Source organism: Streptomyces sp. NPDC015125, from assembly GCF_043080045.1.
Taxonomy (GTDB): domain Bacteria; phylum Actinomycetota; class Actinomycetes; order Streptomycetales; family Streptomycetaceae; genus Streptomyces.
This window is the reverse complement of the sequence record NZ_JBIBVF010000003.1, coordinates 119591-145880: the sequence shown is the minus strand read 5'-3', so window position 1 is coordinate 145880 and position 26290 is coordinate 119591. Positions and strand designations below refer to the sequence as shown.

General features: G+C 70.3%; 24 protein-coding genes. 10 read left to right on the top strand and 14 right to left on the bottom strand.

The genetic code is table 11. The features are described from left to right. Positions 1-98 precede the first annotated feature (98 nt). From ACF088_RS10485 to clpS, 3 genes are all read right to left on the bottom strand, one after another. Positions 99-1574: an amino acid permease gene (locus ACF088_RS10485; RefSeq protein ID WP_392375166.1), complete on the bottom strand. Its 1476-nt coding sequence runs from the start codon at positions 1572-1574 to the stop codon at positions 99-101. Between the two features lie 322 nt (positions 1575-1896). Further along, positions 1897-2490 carry a DUF2017 domain-containing protein gene (locus ACF088_RS10480; protein WP_392375165.1) on the bottom strand — a complete coding sequence of 198 codons (594 nt, stop codon included), beginning with the start codon at positions 2488-2490 and terminating at the stop codon, positions 1897-1899. Further along, positions 2487-2840, bottom strand: a complete 354-nt coding sequence (gene clpS / locus ACF088_RS10475; protein WP_392375164.1) for an ATP-dependent Clp protease adapter ClpS — start codon at positions 2838-2840, stop codon at positions 2487-2489. Before clpS ends, ACF088_RS10480 begins: the two co-directional genes overlap by 4 nt. 152 nt (positions 2841-2992) lie before the next feature. Between clpS and ACF088_RS10470 the strand changes: the two genes are divergently transcribed. Beyond that, positions 2993-4321: a nicotinate phosphoribosyltransferase gene (locus tag ACF088_RS10470; RefSeq protein WP_392375163.1), complete on the top strand. Its 1329-nt coding sequence runs from the start codon at positions 2993-2995 to the stop codon at positions 4319-4321. 201 nt (positions 4322-4522) lie between these two features. Continuing rightward, positions 4523-5119 carry an isochorismatase family protein gene (locus tag ACF088_RS10465; RefSeq protein WP_392375162.1) on the top strand — a complete coding sequence of 199 codons (597 nt, stop codon included), beginning with the start codon at positions 4523-4525 and terminating at the stop codon, positions 5117-5119. A 17-nt stretch (positions 5120-5136) separates the two neighbouring features. Here the strand turns inward: ACF088_RS10465 and ACF088_RS10460 are convergent, their stop codons facing one another. Together ACF088_RS10460 and ACF088_RS10455 are read right to left on the bottom strand one after the other, a co-directional pair. Then, the gene (locus ACF088_RS10460) at positions 5137-5523 is read right to left on the bottom strand and encodes a hypothetical protein (protein WP_392375580.1); all 387 of its coding nucleotides are present in this window, start codon (positions 5521-5523) and stop codon (positions 5137-5139) included. Between the two features lie 122 nt (positions 5524-5645). Then, on the bottom strand, positions 5646-8036 hold the full coding sequence (locus tag ACF088_RS10455; protein ID WP_392375161.1) for an immune inhibitor A domain-containing protein: 2391 nt from the start codon (positions 8034-8036) through the stop codon (positions 5646-5648). 399 nt (positions 8037-8435) lie between these two features. Between ACF088_RS10455 and ACF088_RS10450 the strand changes: the two genes are divergently transcribed. Next, entirely contained in the window at positions 8436-8798 is a 363-nt protein-coding gene (locus tag ACF088_RS10450) for a hypothetical protein (RefSeq protein WP_392375160.1), read from the top strand. A 63-nt stretch (positions 8799-8861) separates the two neighbouring features. Here the strand turns inward: ACF088_RS10450 and ACF088_RS10445 are convergent, their stop codons facing one another. Continuing rightward, complete coding sequence (locus ACF088_RS10445) at positions 8862-9674, bottom strand: RDD family protein (RefSeq protein ID WP_392375159.1); 813 nt, start codon at positions 9672-9674, stop codon at positions 8862-8864. 208 nt (positions 9675-9882) lie between these two features. Further along, positions 9883-11496 (bottom strand): RDD family protein, encoded by a 1614-nt coding sequence (locus ACF088_RS10440; protein ID WP_392375158.1) that lies wholly within the window; start codon positions 11494-11496, stop codon positions 9883-9885. Positions 11497-11732: 236 nt separating this feature from the next. Between ACF088_RS10440 and ACF088_RS10435 the strand changes: the two genes are divergently transcribed. Together ACF088_RS10435 and ACF088_RS10430 are read left to right on the top strand one after the other, a co-directional pair. Next, positions 11733-12218 (top strand): SsgA family sporulation/cell division regulator, encoded by a 486-nt coding sequence (locus ACF088_RS10435; RefSeq protein ID WP_392375157.1) that lies wholly within the window; start codon positions 11733-11735, stop codon positions 12216-12218. Between the two features lie 275 nt (positions 12219-12493). Continuing rightward, positions 12494-12808: a tetratricopeptide repeat protein gene (locus tag ACF088_RS10430; RefSeq protein WP_392375579.1), complete on the top strand. Its 315-nt coding sequence runs from the start codon at positions 12494-12496 to the stop codon at positions 12806-12808. 77 nt (positions 12809-12885) lie between these two features. Here the strand turns inward: ACF088_RS10430 and ACF088_RS10425 are convergent, their stop codons facing one another. From ACF088_RS10425 to hppD, 7 genes are all read right to left on the bottom strand, one after another. Next, positions 12886-14364, bottom strand: coding sequence for a dihydrolipoyl dehydrogenase family protein (locus tag ACF088_RS10425; RefSeq protein ID WP_392375156.1), 1479 nt, complete (start codon positions 14362-14364; stop codon positions 12886-12888). A 97-nt stretch (positions 14365-14461) separates the two neighbouring features. Further along, positions 14462-14755, bottom strand: coding sequence for a ribosomal protein L7/L12 (locus ACF088_RS10420; protein WP_392375155.1), 294 nt, complete (start codon positions 14753-14755; stop codon positions 14462-14464). A gap of 9 nt (positions 14756-14764) precedes the next feature. Next, positions 14765-15088 (bottom strand): hypothetical protein, encoded by a 324-nt coding sequence (locus ACF088_RS10415; RefSeq protein WP_392375154.1) that lies wholly within the window; start codon positions 15086-15088, stop codon positions 14765-14767. A 105-nt stretch (positions 15089-15193) separates the two neighbouring features. After that, entirely contained in the window at positions 15194-17929 is a 2736-nt protein-coding gene (locus ACF088_RS10410; protein ID WP_392375153.1) for a molybdopterin-dependent oxidoreductase, read from the bottom strand. Next, positions 17926-18753 carry an FAD binding domain-containing protein gene (locus ACF088_RS10405; protein ID WP_392375151.1) on the bottom strand — a complete coding sequence of 276 codons (828 nt, stop codon included), beginning with the start codon at positions 18751-18753 and terminating at the stop codon, positions 17926-17928. Before ACF088_RS10405 ends, ACF088_RS10410 begins: the two co-directional genes overlap by 4 nt. A gap of 300 nt (positions 18754-19053) precedes the next feature. Then, entirely contained in the window at positions 19054-20418 is a 1365-nt protein-coding gene (locus ACF088_RS10400; protein ID WP_392375150.1) for an FAD-binding oxidoreductase, read from the bottom strand. Between the two features lie 301 nt (positions 20419-20719). Continuing rightward, entirely contained in the window at positions 20720-21886 is a 1167-nt protein-coding gene (gene hppD, locus ACF088_RS10395; RefSeq protein WP_392375148.1) for a 4-hydroxyphenylpyruvate dioxygenase, read from the bottom strand. A 129-nt stretch (positions 21887-22015) separates the two neighbouring features. Between hppD and ACF088_RS10390 the strand changes: the two genes are divergently transcribed. From ACF088_RS10390 to ACF088_RS10370, 5 genes are read left to right on the top strand one after another with little or no spacing between them, the layout of a single operon-like run. Continuing rightward, on the top strand, positions 22016-22483 hold the full coding sequence (locus tag ACF088_RS10390; RefSeq protein ID WP_392375147.1) for an Lrp/AsnC family transcriptional regulator: 468 nt from the start codon (positions 22016-22018) through the stop codon (positions 22481-22483). A 13-nt stretch (positions 22484-22496) separates the two neighbouring features. Continuing rightward, entirely contained in the window at positions 22497-23144 is a 648-nt protein-coding gene (locus ACF088_RS10385) for an ABC transporter permease (protein WP_328386586.1), read from the top strand. Continuing rightward, positions 23137-24375 carry an ABC transporter ATP-binding protein gene (locus ACF088_RS10380; protein ID WP_392375146.1) on the top strand — a complete coding sequence of 413 codons (1239 nt, stop codon included), beginning with the start codon at positions 23137-23139 and terminating at the stop codon, positions 24373-24375. Before ACF088_RS10385 ends, ACF088_RS10380 begins: the two co-directional genes overlap by 8 nt. After that, positions 24372-25256, top strand: a complete 885-nt coding sequence (locus ACF088_RS10375) for an ABC transporter permease (RefSeq protein WP_392375145.1) — start codon at positions 24372-24374, stop codon at positions 25254-25256. Before ACF088_RS10380 ends, ACF088_RS10375 begins: the two co-directional genes overlap by 4 nt. Continuing rightward, entirely contained in the window at positions 25253-26266 is a 1014-nt protein-coding gene (locus tag ACF088_RS10370; protein WP_392375144.1) for a glycine betaine ABC transporter substrate-binding protein, read from the top strand. The genes ACF088_RS10375 and ACF088_RS10370 overlap by 4 nt, the downstream gene beginning before the upstream one ends. The last annotated feature ends 24 nt before the right edge of the window (positions 26267-26290 follow it).

Below are 26290 nucleotides of genomic sequence, written 5' to 3'. Positions count from 1 at the left end.
AAGAATAAACAGCGGGCCCGCGCGTACCGAAGAGTGGTACGCGCGGGCCCGCATGCTGGACGCCGAGGGAATGCGCCCCGTTCCGTCCGGGTGGTGCCTCAGCCCTTGGTGTTCTTGGTGTCCTCGGTGGAGGCGCCCTGCGGCGCCGCGCCGGCCGTCAGGCCGTTCGCCGCGTCCCGCCGCTTGATGCCGAGGTAGCCCACGCCCAGGATGAGCGCCCACACGGGAGCCGCGTAGAGCGAGATCCGGGCGTCCTGGTCGACGCCCATCATCACGATCACCATGGCGATGAAGGCCAGCGCGAAGATCGAGGTGTAGGGGCTGCCGGGAGCCTTGAACTCGGACTCCGGCAGCTCGCCGCGGTTCGCCTTGGCGCGGTAGCGCAGCTGCGAGGCCAGGATGACGATCCACGCCCACATACCGGAGATGGTGGCGAAGGAGACGACGTAGTTGAACGCCTCGCCGGGCCACTGGTAGTTGATGTAGACGCCGAAGAGCATCATCGCGACCGAGACGCCGGTGCCCCAGGTGGGCAGGCCGTTCTTGCTGAGCTTGGTGAAGAACTTCGGGCCCTGGCCGTTGAGCGCGAGGTCGCGCAGCATCCGGCCGGTGGAGTACATACCGGAGTTGGCCGAGGAGAGCGCGGCGGTCAGCACGACGAAGTTGACGATGCCGGCACCGGCCGGCAGGCCGATCTGCTGGAAGGCGGCGACGAAGGGGCTGACACCCGGCTTGAAGACCGTCCAGCTGACGACGGACAGGATGATGATCAGCGCACCGATGTAGAAGAGGCCGATCCGCCACGGCACGGTGTTGATCGCCTTGGGCAGGACCTTCTTGGGGTTGGTCGCCTCGCCCGCGGTCACACCGACGAGCTCGACGGCGAGGAAGGCGAACATCACGATCTGCAGCGTCATCAGCGTGCCGCCGATGCCCTTGGGGAAGAAGCCGCCGTGGGACCACAGGTTGGTGAAGGAGGCGGTGTCACCGGCGTCGGAGAAGCCGAGGGTGATCACGCCGAGGCCGATCAGGATCATGCCGATGATCGCGGTGACCTTGACCATCGAGAACCAGAATTCCAGCTCACCGAAGATCTTCACGGAGATCAGGTTGATACCGAAGAGCGCGCACGTGAAGACGAGTGCCGCAGCCCACTGCGGTATGCCCTTGTTCCAGTACTGCACATACGTGGCCGCGGCGGTCACTTCCGTGATGCCGGTGACGACCCAGAACAGCCAGTACGTCCAGCCGGTCACAAAGCCGACGAAGGGGCCGAGGAATTCCCGGGCGTACTCCGAGAAGGAGCCGGAGACGGGCCGGTACATGAGCAGCTCGCCCAGCGCCCGCATGATGAAGAAGATGACCAGACCGACGATGGCGTAGGCGAGGATGATGCTCGGCCCGGCCATCGAGATCGCCTTGCCGGCTCCGAGGAAGAGGCCGGTACCGATGGCGCCACCGATGGCGATCATCTGGATCTGACGGTTTCCCAGACCGCGCTGATAGCCCTCTTCGGGGGCCTCGCCAGCTGCCTCGTTGCCGTCGTGCTGCTTGTCGACCTGCACAGAGGTCATGTGTGGTGCGCCTTTCTCCATACCGACCCGGCCTGTCCGGATCGGGTCCCGATCCCCCCGGATGGAGTTCCTGCACGCCGACGGTCGGCCGGCAGTAGCGCTCCCGCGGCGACAGGGGTGGCGTCGCTCACGGCAGGTCGTGAACATGTATCACGGCGTCTCATGGACCGCCTAGGGATGGCGTGAATCAAACCATGAGAGAAAGGGGACAAGGCCCCTGAAGTGCCGCAATTCACATGGCTGGGGTGATGCGATCGTTATCCGGATTTGAGCATCCGCTGAGCGAACACTGCGGTAACCACCGGAGAAGTACGCCCTGATTTCAGCCCATCAGAGACTCGACAAGAGTCTCCTGGAGCCCTCCGAGCCAGAGGTAAGCCATCACCATCGGCTTGCGCGGATCGCTGTCCGGGAGCCGCAGCAGTTCTCCGCCATCTTCTTCATCGGTCACTTCAAGCCGAGTTCCGATGGCCAGCCTGAGGTCGTTGAGGGCTCCCAGCCACTGCCGGCACTCACCGGGGTCGAGGCGGAGCAGCGCGCTGTCCCCGGCGGGCGCCAGGGCGTCCAGCGCGCGGATCAGTGCCAGGGCGTCCTGGCGCTTGCGCGCACGGAGATCGTTCTCGGTGTAGCGGCGGAATTCGGCGGAGGCGGCGCGTACATCGTCGTCGGGGACGAGATCGGGTCCGCCGTAGGCATCGGGGAAGAAGCGGGCCAGCACCGGGTCGGCGGGCGGCTCGCTGGGGCCGTCGTTGAAGATCGACGCCAGCAGGTCGTCGCTCTCGCTCTCGCCGGCCTCCTCGCCCGGACCGATCAGCTCCATCAGCTGGACGGCGAGGCTGCGCAGGATGGAGATCTCGACCTCGTCGAGGGGTACGGCGGCGCCGCCCCCGGGCTGCGGCTCGAAGTGCCCGGTCATCGGCGGTCCTGCTGGAGGGTCGCCCACAGGCCGTAGCCGTGCATGGCCTGCACGTCGCGCTCCATTTCCTCGCGGCTGCCGCTGGAGACCACCGCGCGGCCCTTGTGATGGACGTCGAGCATCAACTGATGGGCCTTGTCCTTGGAGTAGCCGAAGTACGACTGGAAGACGTACGAGACGTAGCTCATGAGGTTGACGGGGTCGTTGTGGACGATCGTCACCCACGGGACGTCGGGCTCGGGGACCTCGAAGGGAGCCTCGCTCGACTGGGGGCGCTCGGTCTCGACCGGGACACTGAGGGTGCAGCGATACGGCCGGAGCGTGATCGTGGGTGACGGGTGGGCGCTCACAGGCCCCATGCTGCCACCCGGGGGCGGGTGACGCACAAATGCCCCTCGCGCGGGCCGCGTCGGCGAGGGGCACACGGCGGCCGCGGGCGGTCTTTTGTCGCTCCCGGAGCACTATCGTCAGAGTGACGAGTATCGGAGGTAGCATCTCTCCCATGAACACAGCAGACCTGGGGCTGCCGGTGGCCGTGCCGTCGACTGCGCTCTTCACCGACCAGTACGAACTCACCATGCTGCAGGCCGCGTTGCGGTCCGGCACCGCGGACCGGCGGTCGGTCTTCGAGGTCTTCACCCGCCGGCTTCCCGAGGGTCGCCGCTACGGCGTGGTGGGCGGCACCGGCCGGGTGCTGGACGCGGTGGAGAACTTCCGCTTCGACGAGACGATCCTCGGCTTCCTGCGCGAGCGCGCCATCCTCGACGAGCCGACGCTCCAGTGGCTGGCCGACTTCCGCTTCCGCGGCGACATCTGGGGCTACCCGGAGGGCGAGGTCTACTTCCCCGGCTCCCCCCTCATGCGGGTCGAGGGCACCTTCGCCGAGGCGGTCCTCCTGGAGACGGTCATCCTCTCGATCCTCAACCACGACTCCGCGGTGGCCGCGGCCGCCTCCCGGATGTCGGTGGCGGCAGGCAGGCGCCCGCTGATGGAGATGGGCGCCCGGCGCACCCATGAGCTCTCCGCGGTGGCCGCGTCCCGCGCCGCCTACGTCGGCGGCTTCCACACCACGTCCGACCTGGCGGCCGGCTTCCGCTACGGCATCCCCACCGTCGGTACCAGCGCCCATGCCTTCACCCTGCTGCACGACACCGAGCGGGACGCCTTCACCGCGCAGGTCGACAGCCTCGGCAGCGGGACGACCCTGCTCGTGGACACCTTCGACGTCGCCGAGGCGGTGCGCACCGCGGTGGAGGTGGCCGGCCCCGGTCTCGGCGCCGTCCGGATCGACTCCGGCGATCTGCTGCTGATCGCCCACCGGGTGCGCCAGCAGCTCGACGAGCTGGGCGCCACCAAGACCAAGATCGTGGTCACCAGCGATCTGGACGAGTACGCGATCGCCTCGCTGGCCGCCGCGCCGGTGGACGCGTACGGCGTCGGCACCCAGCTGGTGACCGGCAGCGGGCACCCGACCTGCTCGATGGTCTACAAGCTGGTCGCCCGCGCCGACAGCGAGGAGCCGGGCGCCCCGCTGCGGCCGGTCGCGAAGAAGTCGATGGGCGCCAAGAGCTCGCTCGGCGGCCGGAAATGGGCCGCGCGCCGGCTCGACGAGGACGGTGTGGCGACGGCCGAGGTCATCGGCACCGGGCCGGTCCCGGCGGAGCTGGCCGACCGGCAGTTGCTGGTGCCGCTGGTGAGCGCCGGCACGGTGGTGGCCCGCGAGCCGCTGGACGCCGCCCGCGACCGGCATATCGCCGCCCGCGACCGGCTGCCGCTGTCGGCGACCCAGCTCTCCCGCGGCGAGCCCGTCCTGTCGACCGAATACGTCTGACCTGTCCACCGCGTACGTCGGGCCCGGCGCCGCCGCCCGTGAGCGGGGCGCCGGGCGGGCGGCCGGGCGGGGTGCACCGCCGCCCGGCATCCGCCGCACTGCGGGGCTCCGCACCACTCCCGCAATCCCCCTCCAGTGGCTACCCTCGGTCACACCACCACTCCGCGCCCCTCCCCCGATTCCAGCCGGAAGGCACGCACCATGCACCGGGCATTGATCGTCGTTGATGTGCAGAACGACTTCTGCGAGGGCGGCAGCCTCGCGGTGGCGGGAGGTGCGGATGTCGCGGCGGCCATCACCGATCTGATCGGCCAGGCGGCCGGCGGCTGCTACCGCCATGTCGTGGCCAGCCGGGACCACCACATAGATCCCGGCGAGCACTTCTCCGACACCCCCGACTACGAGAGCACCTGGCCGGTGCACTGCGTGGCCGGCACGGAAGGCAGTGGCTTCCACCCCAATTTCGCCCCGGCACTCGCCTCCGGCGCCGTCGACGCGGTCTTCGACAAGGGCTCCTACACCGGCGCCTACAGCGGTTTCGAGGGCGCGGACGAGAACGGCAGCTCGCTCGCGGACTGGCTGCACGCGCACCGCGTCAGCGAGGTCGATGTGGTCGGTATCGCCACCGATCACTGCGTACGCGCCACCGCCCTGGACGCGCTCCGCGCCGGGCTGCGCACCCATGTCCTGCTGGATCTCACCGCCGGCGTGGCCGCACACACCACCCAGCGGGCGCTGGAGGAGCTGCGGGCGGCCGGTGCCGAGCTGACCGGCAAGCCGGTGGTCCCCGGCGGCTGAGCCGCCCGCGGGGCCCGTCAGGCGGCCGATGCGGGGCGCTCGTCGTCGTCCGGGCCCTCCCCCCGCAGCGGGAGGGCCGGTTTCCGCAGCAGCGCCCGTATCGGGTGCCACGACTCGGTGTCGTCCTCCGGGGTCTCGCGCCAGACCAGGCCGTCCGGATGGTGCAGTACGGCCGTGATCTCGTCGGGTGTGGGCGGCTCGGTGTTGCCGCGCAGGTAGACGGCCCGCAGCCCGAGGTTGCGCAGCCTGGTCAGGGCGCGCTGGCGGTTCACGGCATGGACCAGGACCCGCACCCGGCAACCGCAGTCGTACAGGCCGGCCCGCGCCCCGTGGGGCGGTCTGGGCAGCGCGAGGGCGACCACCACGCTTCCGCCGGGAAGCCTGGTGAAACCGCCGCCGGACATCTTCATATCTCCCCCGTGAGACTTCGCGTCAACAAGGAACTGTTGAACGCATCTAAACGCGAATCGGCCGCCGCCCGCTAGGGGGCGGCGGCCGCGTAGGTCCTGACCTGCGATTTTACCTTTTACTTACCGGCAGGGCCGACCTGAAGCGTCACCGAGGAGCCGTCCCTGGCCTCCTTGGTGATCTTGATCCGGGTGTTGGTGTCAGGGACGATCACACCGCCGGTCGGGTTCGCCTTGTCGTAGTAGACGCCGTGCCGGTCGTCGAAGAGCGTCACGCCCGGCTTCGACTTGATCGTGACCTGCTTGCCGTCCTTGTGGAGGGTCAGGGCATCGGTCCGGAAGCGCGTGAAGGTCGAGTCGTAGGACTGGAAGCGGTTGCGCATCAGCTTGCCGTCGGTCCAGCGCTCGGCCTTGGGGTGCGCGTCGACCGGCAGGATCTGGCCGTAGCCGGGGTGCCGGCCGACGTTGTTGTCCGGCTGCGAGGTGTCCCACAGCCAGATCAGCACGCCGTTCTGGTACGGGAAGTGCTCCACCCAGCCCGGCTTGGCGGTGGTCCAGCCGAAGTTGTACGGGCCGGCCTTGAGGGTCTTGTCGTACGACACGTACTGGCGGTTCTCGGCGAGGTAGTACTGCGGGTAGTCCTTGGTGAAGGACGCACCGATGCGCGAGAAGCCCTTGCTGGTCCAGCCGTTGTCGCCGCTCTCGGCGTTGTCGCTGAAGAGCGCCTTGCCGTCGGCGGTGACGCCGATGCCGTCGGCCGCGAAGCCCTTCTGCGCCGCGCCGCCGTCGGTCTGGTAGCGGAAGCGCAGGTCGATCTTCTTGCCCGCGTAGGCGTCCAGCGGGTAGGCGAGGTCCTGGTAGGCGGCGACGGTGCCGGTCAGGGCGGGCTTGTCGCTGCCGTCACGCGGGATGGCCTTGCCGTTCGCGGTGCCGTCCAGCGCCGTCCAGTTGCTGCCGCCGTCGGTGGAGACCTCGGCGTAGAGGTAGTCGTAGTCCTTCTCGATGTCCCACCAGCCCTTGAGCGTCAGTGCCGCCTTGGACTTGCCGGTGAGGTCCACCGGCCGGGACAGGGTGTTCTTGAGGTCGTTGCCCATGTCGCTCCACCACTGGTGGGAGCCTTCCGCGGGCGCGACGATGTCGGTCTTGACCTTCTTGGCGGGCAGTTCGACGACCACCGCCTGCTTGTTCTTGGTGTTGTACTCGGCCACGCCCAGCTTGTGGCTGGACTTCTTCGCGGCCTTCGCCTTGCCGTAGTTGAGCCAGCCCAGCTGCAGCTTGTCCCAGGCGCTCATGTCGCCGGGCAGGTCGCCGATGGAGTCCTTGCCGGTGCCGAGCCAGGAGCCGCCCGACATCAACGACCAGAAGTCCACCGAGGACTCGCCGGTGCCGGTGGTGTCGTACTCGTCCGGCAGGCCCAGGTCGTGGCCGTACTCGTGGGCGAAGACGCCGAGTCCGCCGTTCTCCGGCTGCATGGTGTAGTCGCCGACCCAGATCCCGGTGTCGCCGATCTGGGTGCCGCCCGCCTTGTTGGCGCCCGGACCGGTCTTGCCGGCGTCGGTGCCGTACGCGTACCAGCGGTGGGCCCAGATGGCGTTGGTCTTCTGGACGCCGCCGCCCGCGGACTCGTCCTCGCCGGCGTGCACGATCTGGAAGTGGTCGATGTACCCGTCGGGCTCGTTGAAGTTGCCGTCGCCGTCCTGGTCGTAGCGGTCCCACTGGTCGTACTTGGCCAGGTCGGCCTTGATCTGGGCGTCGGTGCGGCCCTTGGCCTTCTGGTCCTTGGCCCACTGGTTGACGCCGTCGCGGATCAGGTCCCAGGCGCTGGCGCAGTTGGTCTGGCCGCAGTAGTTGGAGCCGTAGCGGGCCTCGTTCGAGTCGACCTTGACCCAGTCGGAGACCTCGCCGTTGACCGAGTAGCGGCCGGAGGACTGCTTCTCGTAGTACTTGGCCAGCGACTGCTTCTTCTTGTCGTGCGAGAAGTAGAGGTCCTGGAAGTGCTTCTGGTTGAAGTCCTTCTGCCAGGCCGTGCTGTTGTCCTTGGCACGGTCCGGCCGGGCTATCTTGTTGTGCGCCGGGCCGGGATCGCCGCCGTACTTCTTCACCGGCGGCTTGGGACCGTCGCCGTCCGGGTCGTACATCGTGGTGTCGTCGACCTTGTCGCCGAAGTCCACGAGGATGGTGAAGATCTTGTCGGTCTTCTGCCGGGCGAGCTCGACGTACTTGCTCTTGCCGAGCTTGACGACCTGGGAACCGCCCCGCACGGTCGCCTTGGCGTCACCGGAGATGACCTGCTGGAGCGCTTCCTTGCGCTCGGCCGCCTGCCGGTCGCTGAAGGGCCCCTTGAGGTCGTGGTCCACGGTCCGCTCGGGGGCCGGGTCATGGCGCCTGGCGACGGGCGACGGACCCTGCGGGTCGGCCGAGGCCACCCCCGAAGACAAAGCGGCCGCCCCGATCGCGGCGATTGCCGTGGCCAGGGCGGCCGATCTGAACACCGTTCTGTTGTCTCTCACTTGGCGCTGTCCTCCCCTTCGAACCGGTCACTGTTCGACGGCATTCGACCGGAAGTACGGGGAAAAAGACAGATCTTGACTTGGCCACGTCAGCGAAGTACGTTACTCGGCTCGCGAGTTACGGCTATCGGACAGCGCACGACAGCATCGTTCCGGGTGCCCCCTCACCGGGCAGAGACCCGGTGTATATGCCCGCCGGGCATGCGCCCCCGCCCCCAACAGCCATGACGGCACGGGACCTACGCACGGGCGCCGGCATTGTGCGCCCCCTGTGCACCGGAACCGTGGGTTAGGTCACGCTTACTTGGCGTTCCGTTCGGGCAGTAAGGGCCGTAGGCTCGTTTGATGGCGCGCCCTTGACCGACACCCCCTGCCGACCCTCCGAGGACGGATCCCGCCATGCCTCGTCCGACCCCCGCACAGCTCGCCTACGGTTCGGCCACCGTCTTCCTCTCCACCCTCGCGATGCTGCTGCTCTCGCAGACGCAGACCGGGATCGGGGTCGCGGTCATCGCCATCGCCGGGCTCGGGCTCGGACTGCTGGTCGCCATGACGGTCCCGATGCCCGGGGTGCCGCGGGTGGTCCGCCGGCATCTCGTACGGGGCGAGGCGCCCGCCGCGCCCGCCCCGTTGACGGCCGTACCGTCGCCGCCCGAGCACCTGAGGCCGGTGGCGGCGTCCTCCCCCCGCGCCCCCTGGGGCGGCTTTACCGAACCGGCTGCCGCCACCGCGGACACCCGGATCGGCGAGCACTCACGCTGAGGCCAGCACTCACGCCGGAGCGAGCACTCACACTGAGGCGAGCACTCACGCCGGGGCGAGCACTCACGCCGAGCGGGCTTCAGCCGTCTGTGTGGACACCACCACGGTCTTCGCCGCCTTGTCGTGCAGACACTGGTGATACGGCTGGTCCCAGGTACACCACAGGACGTTGACCAGCCAGAAGATAAAGCCGCAGCACGGCACGATCTCCGGCAGCGTATAGACCGCGGCCCGGGTCCAGCCCGCCTGCGCGGTGGGGATCGAGCCGTTCGAGAGCATCGCCACCCGGATCTTCATCGCCATCTTGCCGAGGGTCTGGCCGCGACTGGAGAGCATCAGCCCTTCGTAGACGAGATACACCAGCATGGTGACGCCCGATACCGTCGACTGCCTGCCGGCCTCCACGCTGTCGGTGCTGAAGTAGTCCACCCCGCCGACGATCAGCGTCATGATCACGGATACCGGTACCCCGATGATGATCGCGTCGATGATGCGGGCCACGAGCCGGCGCCCGCGGTTCGCCAACGGCGGCATACCGGCCAGCGGGTCGGCCGGACCGGGCTGCCCGCCGTAGGGGTCACCGGCATACGGGCCGCTGCCGTACGGGGCGCCCGCGTAGGGCGGCGGGGTGCCACCCGGAGGCGGGGTCCCACCCGGAGGCGGAGTCCCACCCGGCGGCGGGGGGCCGCCTTCACCGGCGCCCGTACCGTTGCCGCTCGTACCGTTGCCGCGCGGAGCATGGTTACGGGGGACGCCGTTCTCACGGGGCGAGCTGTTACGGGGAGCGCCGCCCGCCGGGGGCTCCTGCGGCTTCTTCAGGAACGGGTCGTCCTCCGGCGGCTCACCGGAACCGGGCCGGGGCTGGTCGGTACTCATGGCCCGAGTCGACCCCTAGTCGCGGCCCGCCGCATCCGGCGAAGTCCGTTCGGGGGACGGCTACCCGCCCGTCGGGGCCACGGTGCGCCGTGGCGGCGCCCGGCCACCGCGGCAGGGGCCCGGAAGGGGCGGCGGGCACCCGGGCCCGAGGAGAGGACGGCGGGCACCCGCGGCAGGGACGGCCGGGCGGGCGGCCCGGCGAGGGGCCTCAGCCGGAGGCGACGAACGTCCGCGCGACCTTGTCGTGCCAGCACTGGCGCCACGGCTGGTCGAACAGGCACCAGAGCACGTTCAGTACGCCGACGACGAGCACGCCGAGCACGCTGTAGACGAACCAGCGCCTGAGCGCCGCGCCGAGGGTCGGGGTGTCATGGCTCTCGATGTCGAGGACCCGTACGCCGCACAGCTTCTTGCCCAGGGTGCGGCCCCATTTGAGGGTCGGCAGCGCCTCGTAGAGCGCACCGCCGATCAGCAGGACGGCCAGGATCGTGGCGAAGACCGGGATGGTGGTGCCGTCGATCAGATAGACCGTCATCTGGCGGCCGGACTGCTTGGCCGCCTCGACCTTGGCGTCGATGTGGTCCGTGACGGTGCTCCACAGGGGAACGGCCACCGCGGCGGTGAACGCCCCCAGCACCAGCGTGTCGATCAGCCGGGCCGCCAGCCTGCGGCCGAGGCCCGCCGGGTGGCCCTGCGCGGCCTGCGCCAGCGCCGAGAAGGGGTCGGCGGCGGCCGGCGGCTTCCAGGGGATGACGCCGTCGGCGTCGGCGCCCTGCGCGCCGGATCCGGCCGGTGCGGCACCGCCCTGCGCCGGGAAGCCGGCCGAGGGCGCGGAAGCCTGCGGGGCGGAAGCCTGCGGGCCGGGGGTCTGCTGTGCCGGGCTCTGCGGGGCGGGATGCGGCGCGGGGCTCGGGGGAGCCTGGTGCTGCGGGGCCTGCGGGGCCTGGTGCTGCGGGACGGGGCCCGGGGTCTGCTGCGGCGCCGGGCGGCCCTGCTGCCGGTCGCCGACGGACGGCAGGGCCTGTGGGGAGCCGTCACCGGGAGCGGCGGACGGGGTGCGGTCGCCGCCCGCGACACGGATCGCCATGGTCTCGCCGCCCTTGGCGGGCTGTGCGCCGCCGGGCCGTACCGCACGGATGGCGGTGGTGCCCTGGTCTTTGGAGTTGTTGCCGCGGCGCGCGGCCGGGTTCACGGCCCGGATGGCGACCGTCCCGTCCGATGGGCCCTCGGGGCGCGCGGCGGGCGAGGACGCGCCGGGCGCCTCGCCGGCCGGGGCCTCGGCGCCGCCCTGCTCCTCGCGCTGCGGCGGCACCCCGCCCCAGGAAGCGGCGCCCGACGGGGTACCGGCGGGCGCCGGGTCCGGGGAGCCCCAGGAGATCCGGCGGTCGGTCTCGGCGCCGTAACCGCCCTGCCGGGAGGCATCGGCCTGCCAGGAGGCCGCCGGTTCGGGGCTGGTGCCGTGCAGCCGGGCCGGGTCGTCCCAGCCGACGGCGGGCCGGGCCTCGACCTCGCCGCTCTGGCGGACGGCCGGCACCGCGGAGCCGCCGGCCGCCCCCTCCTCGTCGAAAAAGACCGGCCCGGTCTCCTCGACGGCGGGTGCGGGTCCGCCCTGCTCGAACGGAGCCGAGAGCTGGGGGGAAGACGGCGGGGCCACGCCGGGCGGCGGTGCGGGCATCGCCTCGCCCTCGGCGGGGGCGGGCCGGCTGGTGCCCGGCACCCATGCGGCACCGTTCCAGTACCGGATGTAGCCGGGGATGGACGGGTCCGGGTAGAAGCCTGGCGTAGGGCTACCGCCGGCGGATCCTGAGGTAGGGGCGCTCATGTCCGAAGTCCCGTATCTGTACTCGGCCTGGTGGATGTGGGGTGCAGTCTGCCGCAACGCGGCGTCCACATCTATCAGACCCCGGCTGCCGGTATACCCATGCCCGCCCACGACCACCTGGAAGAGGCGCGGGAAAAAAGTTGTACGAAGTCGTGTAATGGTCCGGCGTCCGGCGCCTCTTGCTCTACGCGGGCCCGGTACCGGGTGTCCGCGGGGCGCGAAGAGAGGCGGACGTCATGCACACCGTGGTGGAGCGAGAGCTGGAGCTGGGCCTGGTCCTGTCACCGGAGCGGAGTGTTCCGGTCCCGGCCCGGCTGACGTACCGGACGGACGACCCGTACGCCGTCCATGTCACGTTTCATATCGGTTCCCACTCCCCGGTCCGGTGGACCTTCGCCCGCGAACTGCTCGTCGAGGGCGTGTTCCGGCCGTGCGGCGACGGCGATGTACGGGTGTGGCCGACCAAGCGCGACGGGCGCAGCCTGGTCTGTATCGAGCTGGACTCGCCGGACGGCCAGGCGCTGCTGGAGGCACCGGCCGCCGCGGTCTCCGCATGGCTGGAGCGCACGTTGCGGGTGGTGCCGCCGGGGTCCGAGCAGGGGCATCTGGGCCTCGACAAAGGGCTGAGCGAGCTGCTCGCCATGGCGCCGACGGAGGCGACGGATGATCCGCGGCCGGGCGGCCCCCGGTCCTCGGACGAGTTCCCCGAGCCCGGGGCGTAGCGGGTGACGGAGGGGGCCTTCGGGGGACGGGGCGTGACGAGGAGGCCGGCGCCGCAGCGCGCCGGCCGGGCCGGTGGAATGTTCCCGTGCGCCGCGCTGTTGGGCGCGGTATGAACGAGAGCTGCCGCGCACGGACCGAGCGGGGCACCGGCCGCACGGCGTACGGGACCGGTGTCGCGGCGGATGACACCGGCGCCGCGTCGTACGACGCGGGCTCCACGGCGTACGACACGGGCTATGACACGGGCTCTGACGCGGGCTATTACGAGCACGGGATCGCCGCCGACCGCTGGGCGCGGGCCCAGCTGTTCTTCGAGGCGAAGGACTTCGCGGCCGCGGCCCGCATCCTGCGCGGCCTGGTGGACGAGGACCCCCAGCCGGTCGCGCCGCGGCTGCTGCTCGCCCGCGCCTACTACCACTCCGCCCAACTGGGACGCGCCGAAGCCGAGTTGCGGGCGGTGCTGGACCGCGATCCGGTCGAGGCGTACGCCCGTCTGATGCTCGGCCGCACCCTGGAGCGCCAGGGGCGGGCCGACGACGGCGCCGGGCAGCTGCGGATCGCCGCGGCGCTGGGCGCGGACGGCGCCTGACCGGCGCGGCCCGGCTGCGGCGCGGCCCGGCTGAGAGGCGGCCCGGCTGAGAGGCGGCCCGGCTGCGGCGCGGCGCCTCAGCCGCGGTAGGCCTCCAGCAGCCGCAGCCAGACCTCGCTGATCGTCGGGTAGGAGGGCACCGCGTGCCACAGCCGCTCAAGGGGGACCTCGCCGGCCACCGCGACCGTCGCGGAGTGCAGCAGCTCGGCGATCCCGAAGCCGACGAAGGTGGCGCCGAGCAGCACCTCACGGTCCAGATCGACGACCATCCGGGCCCGGCCGCGGTAGCCGTCCGCGTACAGGGAGGCCCCGGCGACGGCCGCCAGGTCCTGGTCGATCACCCGGGTGCGGTAGCCGGCCTGTTCCGCCGCGGCGGCGGTCAGGCCCACCGACGCGGCTTCGGGGTCGGTGAAGACGACCTGCGGGACGGCGAGGCGGTCCGCGGTGGCGGCATGCGCGCCCCAGCGGTCGGACTCCAGGATCGGGACGCCCCGGGCACGTGCGGAGATGGCGGCGCCGGCGATCCTGGCCTGGTATTTGCCCTGGTGGGTCAGGAGTGCGCGGTGGTTGACGTCGCCGACGCCGTAGAGCCAGCCGCCGGTCACGCCCGTCACCCGGAGGCTGTCGTCGACGTCCAGCCAGGAGCCGGGGGACAGACCCACCGTATCCAGGCCGATGTCCTCGGTGCGCGGGGCCCGGCCCGTGGCGATCAGCAGCTCGTCGGCGATGATCTCGTCGCCGGGGGTACCTCCCGGGCCGCCGGACCCGGGGGGAGAATCCAGCAGGACGGTGACCGGGCCGCCCGGGGCCTCCCGGCGTACCTCGCGCACCTCGACGCCGGTCCGCAGGAAGACCCCGGCCTCGGCGAGCGATTCCGCGACCAGGTGGCCGGCGAACGGCTCCATACGGGGCAGCAGCCCGTCGCCGCGCACCAGCAGCGTCACGGAGGAGCCCAGGGCCCGCCAGGCGGTGGCCATCTCGACGCCCACCACGCCGCCGCCGACCACCACCAGACGGCCCGGGACGGCCTTGGCGCTGGTGGCCTCGCGGCTGGTCCAGGGCCTGGCCTCGGCGAGCCCGGGGACGGGGGGCAGCACCGCGCGGCTGCCGGTGCACACCGCGACCGCATGCCGGGCGGTGAGCACCCGTCCGCCGTCGACGACCACCCGCCGGGGCCCGGCCAGCCGGCCGTGGCCGCGCACCAGGTCGATGCCGGCCGAGTCCAGCCAGCGGACCTGTCCGTCGTCCTTCCAGTAGGAGACGAACTCGTCACGGTGGGCGAGCACCGCCGGCACGTCCAGCGGCACATCCGCGGCGTCCTTGAGGCCGGGGACCCGGCGCGCCTCGGCGCGGGCGGCGACCGGGCGCAGCAGGGCCTTGCTGGGCATACACGCCCAGTAGGAGCATTCGCCGCCCACCAGTTCGCTCTCCACGACCACCGCGCTCAGCCCGGCGGCGTGCGCCCGGTCGGCGACGTTCTCACCGGTCGGCCCCGCCCCCAGCACGATGACGTCATACGCCTCATCAGCGGCTTTGGTCGCTTCGGTGGCTGCCATCGGCTCTCGCTTCCTGCGTGCGCATGAGGGGGCCCGGTGGACAGGGGGCCCGGTGGGCCCGGCGGGTCCTTCCGGCCATCCTCTGCCCAACGGGCCGTCAGCGCATCCGGCGTTCGACCGCTTCCTTGGCCTCGGCGAGTCCGGAACCGGTCACCTCGCGGTGCACCTTGATCGCCTGGATCTTCTTGCCCTGGGCCAGCAGGGCGTCCAGCTCGGCCATCCTGGGGTCCTCCGGCTCGACGATCCCGGCCTGCGCGAGCAGCAGGTCCACCTTGCGTTCCAGCCGCTGGAGCCGAGCGTCCTGCCGCTTGGCTCGCAGGTCACCCGCCCTGGCGAAGCCCGAGGCACCGATGAGGAGGAAGACTGCGGCAATGAGGGGTGCGGAATCCATGACGGAACTCTACGAGGCGGCGGCGCGTGCCATGAACACGGCAGTTGCCGCGGGGCCGTGCACACTGCCCCGGACGGCCGGTGCGCCGTCCGTGAGGATCTCGCATTCGGCGTGGGCGTCCGGCCCTTCGAGGGTGAGGGTGAGCATCGGCATCGCGCCCACACCCCGTGCGTCGGTCACCACGAACCACGGCAACTCGGGCCGGACCACCTGCTGTTCGCCCCCGGAGTCACCCGGCGCCTGGACGGCGTAGGTGAGGTCGTCGACGCCCTTCCCGGTCACCCGGAAGGTGACCATGCCCTCGCCGGATCTGTGCGGATCGTTGATCGTCATGGGGGCAGTCAACCGTCCCTCCCCCTGCCGTGTACATCCGGGCCGTGGCCCGGCCGGGCGGCGCGCGCGGGGCCTCGGCTCGGGGCAGCTGCCGGAGCCGGTTCGTCACGGCATGGAAGACCGCGGGCCCGTCGCCACCGCCGCGCTGTCGCCGAGCCGTCGGTAAATGCGCTCCGGTGTCAGGGGCAGCGTGCGGCAGCGGACGCCCGTGGCGTCGTGAAGCGCGTTCGCCAGCGCCGGGGCCACCGGGTTGATACAGCATTCCGCGATCCCCTTCGACCGCAGGGGCCCGACGGAATCCGCCGAGTGCACCAGCAGCACCTCGGTACGGGGGATGTCGGCGTAGGTGGGGATGCGGTAATTGCGGAGGTTCGGGTTGGCCATGACGCCGTGCGCGTCGACCTGGTGGTGCTCGGTCAGTGCGAAGCCGATTCCCTGGGCGACACCGCCTTCCACCTGTCCCCGGACCTGCGCGGGGTTGATGATGACGGCGGCGTCGGTCGCCTGGACGCTGTAAAGGATGCGGATCTCCCCCGTCACCGGGTGGACGGCGATACGGAACCCCTGCGTATTGGAGGTGACGCTGCGGGGCGAGCCGTAGGCCCTGCGGGCGGCGGTGAACCGGATTCCGCGCGCCCGGGCGGAGGCGACGAGCTCCGCCAACGGCACCCGCCGGTCACCGCAGCGGACGCTGTCGTCGTCCATCGAGCACATCACGACATGTTCGCCCGTGGCGGCAGCAGCGCATTCCAGGATGCGGTCGCGCACGGCATTGGCCGCGCGGAGTACCGCATTGCCCGCCACGAACAGGCCCGCGCTCGCGAAGGCGCCGGTGTCGAATCCCGTGCGGTCGGTGTCGGACTGCACCAGGCGGATCCGCGACGGCGTCGTGCCCAGTTGGTGGGCCGCGATCTGGACATGCGCGGTCGAGGTGCCCTCGCCGAATTCGACCGTGCCGACGGCCACTTCGTACACGAGGTCGTCGCCCAGCGTGACCCAGGCCTCGGAGAGGTGCTCGGTCGGCGGCGCGGTCTCGTGCAGGGAACTCGCGACACCGGCCCCGACGAGCCACCCGGGGCCGGGCGGCGGCTCCTCGGCGGAACGGGCCATGGCCTCGTCCACCAGGTCGAGGCACGTCGCGAGTCCGTCCTCGGTGAACACCACGTCGTCGGGCCCCTCGTGCAGGGCGAGGAGCGGGTCGCCCGGTCGCACGATGTTGCGCCGTCGCAGTTCGAGCGGATCCAGGTGCAGGGCGCGGGCGAGTTCGTCCATCGCCGATTCCACGGCGAACGCCGACTGCGTCATCCCGTAACCGCGCAATGCCCCGCTCGGCACGGTGTTGGTATAGACGGAGAACGCGTCGTATTTCTTGTGGGGGCAGCGGTAGATCATGACGGCGGCGCCGCCCGCATGGAGCGTTTCGCCGGCGTGGTTGCCATAGGCGCCCGTGTTCGACACATTGCGGACCTGGAGGGCCGTGAGCGTGCCGTCCGCCGTCGCGCCGAGGGTGACCGTCAGGGTCATCGGATGCCGTGGCGAAGCGCTGGTGAACTCCTCCTCCCGGGTGTACTCGAAGGAGACCGGCCGGCCGGTGTCCAGGGTGGCGAGCGCGACCAGATCCTCCGAGATCACTTCCTGTTTGCCGCCGAAGCCGCCGCCCACACGCTTGCAGAACACCCGGAGCCGGTCCGGGCGCAGCGCGAACAGACGGGCCAGTTTGAGCTTCGCGATCGACGGCGACTGCGAACTCGTGCGGACGTTCAGGCGGCCGTTGTCCATCCAGGCGATCGAGCCGTGGGTCTCCAGGTGCGCATGCTGCACCCGCGGGGAGGAGTACGTGCCTTCATGGATCACGTCGGCCTCGGCGAACCCCGCCTCGATATCGCCGATATGCGCATGGATTTCCACCACGATGTTGTGGACGGGGTCGAGGATGAAGGGATCCACCGGGCCGTGCAATTGTGGCGCCCCCTCGGCCATTGCCTCGTCGGGGTCGAATACCGCCGGCAACACCTCGTATTCCACGACGACCCGACGGCAGCCCTCTTCCGCCGCCCCGACGGAGTCGGCCAGGACGACGGCGACGCGCTGGCCGACGAAGCGGACGGTGTGGTCGAGGAGGTAGGTGTCGTCCGGGTCCACGAGATGGTCGGTGTGGATCGCTGTGCTGAAGCGCCTGTGCGGCACGTCCTCCCAGGTGTAGACGCGATGTACGCCGGGAACCGCGAGCGCGGCGGACGTGTCGATCGAGACGATCCGGGCGTGTGCGTGGGGGGAGTGCAGCACCTTGAGGTGCAGCATGCCGTCGAGGTGCGTGTCCATGGTGAACTCGGCGCGACCGGTCACCACGTCCTCGGCCGCCGGCGCACCGACGCTCGTCCCGACGGCCTTTCCCGGCGCGGCCTTCGCCACGCCGGCGACGCCGTTCACGGCGTCCTCGATCGCCCGGTAGCCGGTACAGCGGCAGAGGTTGCCCTTCAACGCCCGCGGCAGGTCCGCCTTCTGGGCCTCGGTGAACGTCGCCGACGTCATGATCATCCCTGCGGTGCAGAAACCGCACTGGAATCCCGGGGCGTCGCGGAACTGCCGCTGCACCGGATGCAGGTTTCCGGGGGATCCAAGCCCTTCGATCGTCGTCACCTGACGGCCGTCCGCGCGGAAGGCGGGGGTGATGCAGCTGTGTACCGGACTGCCGTCCAGCCATACCGTGCACGCGCCGCAATCGCCCGCGTCGCACCCCTTTTTGACGCCGTAATGGCCGAGCCCGCGGAGAAAGGTGCGCAGGCACTGACCGGGGTCCGGTTCTTCGTCGAACCTCTTGCCGTTCACGCGACAGGTCATACCGGGCCCCCGGCCATGAGTTCGCGACGGATCTCCTCGGCGAAGTGCCGTGTCAGATGCCGGCGGTGATCGGGGGTCCCGTTGGGGTCGGCGAACCAGATGTCGGCGGGGAGAGCGTCGATGTTCTGCCGCAGTGTCCGGGCGTCGGGCATGGCGTCGAAGGCGAGACGCACCGGCCGTGTGGTGCCGGCGGTGACGGTGAGCAGGAGATCGCTCGTTCCCGGCGTCTGCGTACCGATGAGGAATACCGTCGAACGGCCGAGGCGGGTCAGCGAGAAACGGCGCTGCGCGGTGCGTTTCCGCAGGGCGTGCGCCGGAATGTCCATGCGCCGCAGAATTTCCCCGGGGGCCAGAATGTTCTGGTGGTTTCCGGTCACGAAGGCGAGGGCATCGACGGTGCGCACGGACCCGTCGGGAGCCCACAGCTCGTACTGTGCCTCCAGTGCGACCGTCAGCGTGATCATGGGGCCGGCCGGCAAGGACAGGCAGATATTGCCGCCGACGGTCGCCGCACCCCAGACTTTGAACGAGGACAAGAACGCCTCACAGCTTTTCGTGACGAGGCGGCCCACGGTCCACTCGTCCGGCAGCGCACAGGCGTACAGCTCGCGGATGGTGCAGGTGGCGCCGATGGCCAGGCCCGCACCGCTCGGGACGAGGGATTCCCAGCGCAACGCCGTCAGGTCGATCAGGCGGCGCAGGTGCGGCTGCTCCGCGGAGAACAGCCATGTCCCGCCGGCGAGCCAGGCATCGCCTTCCCGCCAGTCCGCGCCCGGCCGGTCGGGCGGTCGCCGGACGACTTCGGTGACGGTGTGGAGGTCCATGGGAATTGATCTCCCTCACGGCGAAAATCGTGCGCGCCGGGAACGGCACAACCTCAGCGACGGAATCCCTCTATGGCCGCCACGTCGAAATACGGCCGCTGTTCGGACTCCTCGGGAAGGACCGGCGGGCGCAGATATTCCTGTTCAGGATATGCAGAGAGACCCGCGCTCGCCATGTCAGAACCTCAGGGCCGTCCCTCACGATATCCAAGGGCTGCCCGTCACGATTTCTGCGCGTGCGCACAACGGCGAGCAGCATGCGCAAACCGCCGGCAAGGAACAGCGCCGGGGCCCGTGCCGTCAGAAGAGCTTTCCCGGATTGAGAATGCCCAGCGGGTCGAAGACGTCCTTGATGCCGCGCTGCAACTCCACACCCACCGGCCCCAGTTCGCGCGCGAGCCACTCCTTCTTCAGGACACCGACGCCGTGCTCACCGGTGATGGTGCCGCCCAGTTGCAGGCCGAGCGCCATGATGTCGTCGAAGGATTCCCGGGCCCGGCGGGACTCGTCGGGGTCGGCGGCGTCGAAGCAGACCGTGGGGTGGGTGTTGCCGTCCCCCGCGTGCGCGCAGACACCGATGGTCAGGCCGTACTTCTCGGCGATGGCGGCGGTGCCGTCGAGCATCTCGGCGAGCCGGGAGCGCGGCACACAGACATCGTCGATCATGGTCGCGGACCTGACCCGCTCCAGCGCGGTCAGGGTCAGCCGGCGGGCCTGCAGCAGCAGGTCGGACTCGGCAGCGGTCTCGGCCGGCACCACCTCGGTGGCGCCCGCGGCGGTGCACAGCGCACCGACGGCGGCGAGGTCGGCGGCCGGATCGGGGGTGTCGAAAGCGGCCAGCAGCAGCGCCTCGGTGCTGTCCGGGAGACCCATCTGCGCCATGTCGTTGACCGCACGGATGCTGGTACGGTCCATCAGCTCCAGGAGCGACGGGGCGTGACCGCGGGCCATGATCTCGCAGACCGCCTCGCAGGCGGCCGCGGTGGAGGGGAACTCGGCGGCCAGCGCGAGCTGTTCCGGCGGCTCCGGCTTGAGCGCGAGAACGGCACGTACGACGATGCCGAGGCTGCCCTCGGAGCCGACGAACAGCCGGGTGAGGTCATAGCCCGCGACACCCTTGGCGGTGCGCCGGCCGGTCGTCAGCAGCCGCCCGTCGGCGAGGACGACGTCCAGGCCGAGGACATACTCGGCGGTGACTCCGTATTTGACGCAGCACAGGCCGCCGGAGGCGGTGCCGATGTTCCCGCCGATGGAGCACTGCTCCCAACTGGAGGGATCGGGCGGGTAGTAGAGCCCGTGCTCGTTCACCGCGCGGGACAGTACGGCGTTGATGACACCCGGTTCGACCACCGCGATCCGGTCGACGGGGTTGATCTCGACGATCCGGTCCATCTTGACCAGGGAGAGCACGATGCAGCCGTCGGAGGCATTGGCAGCGCCCGACAGCCCCGTGCGCGCCCCCTGTGGGACGACCGGGACCCGCAGCTCGGAGGCCGTCCGCATGACGTGCTGGACCTGCTCGACGGTACGCGGCAGCACGACCACGGCGGGCGTCCCGGCCTCGCAGAAGCTCGCCATGTCGTTGGCGTAGGAGCCGGTGACATCGGGGTCGGTGAGGATCGCTTCCCCCGGGAGCCCGGCGCGCAGACGTGCGATGAGGTCCATAGCTCCCAGCCTCGCATCCATGGGCCGTACACGGAAGATCACCGAACGGCCGGGACACCACGGACACCCGCCGACCAGCAGCGCTGAAGGGCACGCCCGGACGAGACGGAAAGCCGCCGACCGACCGGAGGGCGCGGGCCGGAGGGGCCGGGTGTGGGGGCTTTGCTTCCGAAGGCTCAATCAAGGAGCAAAGGCGGAGCGCAGCGGAGCGTAAAGCGAAGCAGTCCCCCACACCCGACCGACCGGAGGCCCGCGCCCGTCACCCACCACCGGCCGTGGGCGCATCACCCCGCCGCAAGGCTCACAGGTTGCCGCGCCGCTCCTGCTCCCGCTCGATCGCCTCGAAGAGCGCCTTGAAGTTGCCCTTGCCGAAGCCCATGGAGCCGTGCCGCTCGATCATTTCGAAGAACACGGTCGGCCGGTCCTGGACCGGCTTGGTGAAGATCTGCAGCAGATAGCCGTCCTCGTCGCGGTCGACCAGGATCTTCAGCTCACGGAGCGTCTCCACGGGCACCCGGGTCTCGCCGGCCCACTCGCCGAGGGTGTCGTAGTAGGAGTCGGGGGTGTTGAGGAACTCGACGCCGGCGGCGCGCATCGCCCGGACACTGGCGACGATGTCATTGGTGGCCAGCGCGATGTGCTGGACGCCGGGGCCGCCGTAGAACTCCAGGTACTCGTCGATCTGCGACTTCTTCTTCGCGATCGCGGGTTCGTTGATCGGGAACTTGACCTTGAGCGTGCCGTCCGCGACGACCTTCGACATCAGGGCGCTGTATTCGGTGGCGATGTCGTCGCCCACGAATTCCTTCATGTTGGTGAAGCCCATGACGTTGTTGTAGAAGGCCACCCACTCGTTCATCTTGCCGAGTTCGACGTTGCCGACGCAGTGGTCGATGGCCTGGAAGCGCCGCGGGCCGGGCTCCACCAGCGGCTCGGCGGCGACGAAGCCGGGCAGGTAGGGGCCGTCGTAGCCGGAACGCTGGACGAGGGTGTGCCGGGTCTTGCCGTACGTGGCGATCGCCGCCAGGACGACGGTGCCGTGCTCGTCCCGGACCTCGTGGGGCTTCTCCAGGCCGGTGGCGCCGTGGGCGAGGGCGTGCTCGTAGGCGGCGCGGGCGTCCGGGACCTCGATGGCGAGGTCGATGACGCCGTCGCCGTGCGCCGCGACATGGTCGGCGAGGAAGCGGCCCCACTCGGTCGTGGGCTTGACGACGGAGGTGAACACGAACCGGGCGCCGCCGGATTCGAGCACATAACTCGCGGTCTCGCGGCTGCCGTTCTCCGGGCCGGAGTAGGCGACGCGCCGCATGCCGAAGGCGGTCGAGTAGTAGTGCGCGGCCTGCTTGGCGTTCCCGACGGCGAAGACGACCGCGTCCATCCCCTTGACCGGGAAGGGGTCCGCCTGCCGGGCCGCGTCGGGGGCTGCGGGCTGGGTCTGGGTCCGGGTGTGCATCGTGGTGTCTGCCATGGTCGCAGAGTCCCTCCGATCCACAAGGTGCGCAATAGTTCGCGAATCTTCTGGGCATTATGCATAGCGGAAGGGCGAAGTCGCCCGGCGATCTGTACATGATGACCATCACCAAGGGCGGTGCGAACGATGGCGATCGATCATTTGGACGGGGCGCTGCTGGAGCTGCTCGCCCAGGAGCCGCGGATCGGCGTCCTGGAGGCGTCCCGGCGGCTGGGAGTGGCCCGCGGGACGGTCCAGGCCAGGCTCGACCGGCTTCAGTCGAATGGAGTGATCCGGGGCTTCGGACCGGATGTGGACCCGGCGGCCCTCGGTTATCCGGTGACCGCATTTGCCACTCTGGAGATCAAACAAGGGCAAGGAAACGACGTACGCGCCCACTTGGCGACCGTTCCCGAGGTGCTGGAGCTGCATACAACGACGGGACATGGGGACATGCTCTGCAGGCTCGTCGCCCGGTCCAACGCCGATCTACAGCGGGTGATCGACCGGGTTGTGGGCTTTGATGGGATCGTGCGGGCGTCGACGGCAATCGTCATGGAAAATCCGGTTCCGTTGCGGATCGTCCCGCTGGTGAAACAGGCATCGGCAGACTGACCGAGGAGACCGAGTGAGCTTCTGGGAGTACGTCGGCACCCGGCACGCCCAGCTGCTGACGGACACATATCAGCACGCCAGTGCCGTCTTCCAGTGCATGGTGCTCGCCACCCTGCTGGGCGTCTTCATTGCCGTGGTGACCTACCGCAGTGAATGGGCGGGCAACCTCGCCACCACCTCGACCGCCACCATCCTGACCATCCCGTCCCTGGCCATGATCGGTCTGCTGATCCCGATCGTCGGCCTGGGCGTCCCCCCGACGGTGATCGCGCTGACCCTGTACGGACTGCTGCCGGTGGTCCGTAACGCCATCGTCGGACTGCGCGGGGTGGACCCGGACCTGGTCGATGCGGCCAACGGCATCGGGATGTCCCGCACCGCCCGGCTCTTCCGCGTCGAACTGCCGCTGGCCTGGCCGCCCATCCTCACCGGCATCCGGGTCGCCACCCAGATGCTGATGGGCATCGCCGCCATCGCCGCGTTCGCCTCCGGCCCCGGCCTGGGCAATGAGATCTTCCGCGGGATCGCCTCGCTGGGCAGCGCCAACTCCCTCAACCAGGTGCTCTCCGGCACCCTCGGGATCGCCATCCTCGCTCTTCTCTTCGACGCCGCCTACGTCCTGATCGGACGCCTGACCATCTCCAGGGGGATCCGTGCCTGAGACGCCCGAGAACGCCGCCACCACCGGGGCGAGGATCCAGCTGGAGAACCTGACGAAGATCTATCCGGGGAACCCCGTCCCCGCGGTGGACAACGTCAACATGGAGATCAAGGCCGGCGAGATCGTGATCCTCGTGGGGCCCTCGGGCTGCGGCAAGTCCACCACCCTGAAGATGATCAACCGGCTGATCGAGCCGAGTTCCGGGCGGATCCGGATCGGCGACGAGGACGTCACCGACATGGACCCGGTCAAGCTGCGCCGCAAGATCGGCTACGCCATCCAGGCGTCCGGCCTCTTCCCGCACATGACGGTCGCCCAGAACATCGCCCTGGTCCCGAAGATGATCGGCTGGTCCCAGTCGAAGATCAGGAACCGGGTCGAGGAGATGCTCGACCTGGTCGGCCTGGACCCGCGCGAATTCCACGGCCGCTATCCGCGCCAGCTCTCCGGCGGCCAGCAGCAGCGCGTCGGGGTGGCCCGGGCCCTCGCCGCCGACCCGCCCGTCCTGCTGATGGACGAGCCGTTCGGCGCCGTCGACCCGATCACCCGAGACCACCTCCAGGACGAGCTGATCCGGCTCCAGCACGAGCTGCACAAGACCATCTGCTTCGTCACCCACGACTTCGACGAGGCCATCAAGATCGGCGACCGGATCGCGGTGCTCCGCGAGCGCTCGCACATCGCCCAGTTCGACACCCCCGAAGCCATCCTCACCAACCCGTCCGACGACTTCGTCTCCGGCTTCGTGGGCGCCGGGGCGGCGCTCAAGCGGCTGAACCTGACCCGGGTACGGGACGTGGGCGTGGTCGACTTCCCCACCGCCGCGACCGATGACCCGCTGGAGTCCATCTTCGACCGGGTGCGCGCCGGCGCCCACAACGAACTGCTGCTGCTGGACCCCAACCGCCGCCCGTACAAATGGCTGCGCCGCGGCGATCTGGCCCTGGCCAAGGAGTCGCTGGCGCGGGCCGGGACACCGGTACAGCACACCGTGACCCGGGATGCGACGCTGCGCGACGCGCTGGAGGCGGTGCTCACCGACAGCGCGGGCCGGGTCGCGGTCACCGGGCGGCGCGGCGAGTACATCGGCGTGGTCGACATGGAGACGCTGATGAACAACGTGCAGGAACTGCTGGAGGCGGACCGGATGGAGGCCCTGGAGCACCAGCACCAGCTCCAGGAGCTGCGCTCCCGCCAGACGCAGCTGGAACAGGAAGGCCTGGAGGCATGAGCCCCCGCGACGGGAGCAGCCCGCGGCACGGCGAGCGTCCGACGGGCGACCACGAGGCCTTCGCCCTGCGCGACGACGTCGAGATGCAGGCGCGGGAGGGGGCGGCCGGTGAGGCGCCGGTCCCGTCCGCCACCCAGGGCCGGCGCCGGATCAGCTGGCAGAAGTGGACCTTCATGCCGGCCTTCCTGGTCCTTGCGCTGCTCGCCACCTGGCTGTGGTTCCGCGGCGCCCGCCTGGACTCCATCGCCCACCAGGCGGTCGACAACGGCAAGGTGTGGCTGGCGCTGCGGCAGCACATCCAGCTCACCGCGATCTCCACCTTCTTCGTGCTGATCATCGCGATCCCGCTGGGTATCGCGCTGACCCGGTCCAAACTGCGCCGGGCCACCCCGGTCGCCATGGCCTTCGCCAACCTCGGGCAGGCCGTGCCGGCGCTGGGTCTGCTGATCCTGCTGGTCATCTGGCTGGGCATCGGGGCCCGTTCGGCGATCGTCGGCATGGTCATCTACGCCGTGCTGCCGGTCCTCGCCAACACCATCGCCGGGCTGCGCGGCATCGAGCCGACGCTGACCGAGGCCGCCCGGGGCATCGGGATGTCCCCCACCCTGGTGCTGACCAAGGTCGAACTCCCGCTGGCCGTACCGCTGATCCTGGCCGGCGTCCGCACCGCGCTGGTGCTGAACGTCGGCACCGCGACGCTGGCCACCTTCGGCGGGGGCGGCGGCCTGGGTGACCTGATCTCGGCGGGCATCGTCACCCAGCGCATGCCCGTACTGATCCTCGGTTCGGTGCTCACCGTGGCGCTGGCCCTGCTGGTCGAATGGCTGGCGTCGCTGGCCGAACTGCTGCTGAGGCCGCGCGGACTGGAGGCGACGACATGAGGACCCACCCGCGTCCGGGCCCCCGCCGCCGCCCCGGAAGGCGCCGGGGCGCCCGCTTCCTCGTCACGCTGCTCGCCACCGTGCTCAGTGCCTGCGGCCTGGTCAGCGGCAGTGCGATGAGCGACAACGTGCTGCCGGGGCCGAAGGCCGGCTACCCGGGCCGCCCGCTCACCGGAGCACAGCTGACCGTGACCTCGAAGGAGTTCACCGAGCAGATCATCCTCGGCCAGATGATGGGCATCGTCTTCGAGGCGGCCGGCGCCAAGGTCATCGACAAGACCAGCATCCAGGGCTCGATCGGCGCACGGGAGGCCGTCAAGTCCGGCACGGCGGACGCCGCGTACGAGTACACCGGCACCGGCTGGATCACCTACCTCGGCCACACCAAGCCGATCGTCAACCCGCAGCAGCAGTGGAAGGCGGTCCGCGACGAGGACCGGAAGAACGGCATCGTCTGGCTGCCGGCCTCGACGCTGAACAACACCTACGCACTGGCGCTGAACACCGCCAACCAGAAGAAGCTGGGCGTGCACAACCTCTCGCAGGTCGCGGCGCTGTCGCACAAGAACCCCGGCGCCGTCACGATGTGCGTGGAGAACGAGTTCGCCACCCGCAACGACGGCCTGCCGGGTATGGCGCGGGCGTACGGCATGAACGTGCCCTCCGGCAACATCCGCAAGATGACCGGCGGCGTCGTCTACACCGAGACGCAGAAGGGCACCTGCGCGTTCGGCGAGGTCTTCACCACCGACGGCCGGATCAAGGCGATGCATCTGCACGTCCTCGCCGACGACAAGCACTTCTTCCCCAACTACAACGTCGCCCCCGAGATCAACGCCGAGGCCCTGAAGAAGTACCCGGCGATGGCCAAGGTCCTGGCCCCGGTCACCAAGGCCCTCAACAACACCGTCGCCCAGGAGCTCAACCGCAAGGTCGACGTGAACGGCGAGGACCCGCACGAGGTAGCGAAGGACTGGTTGATCCGGGAGGGGTTCATCAAGGAGGGGTAGGGGTGAGGCACGGGACGGCCGGGG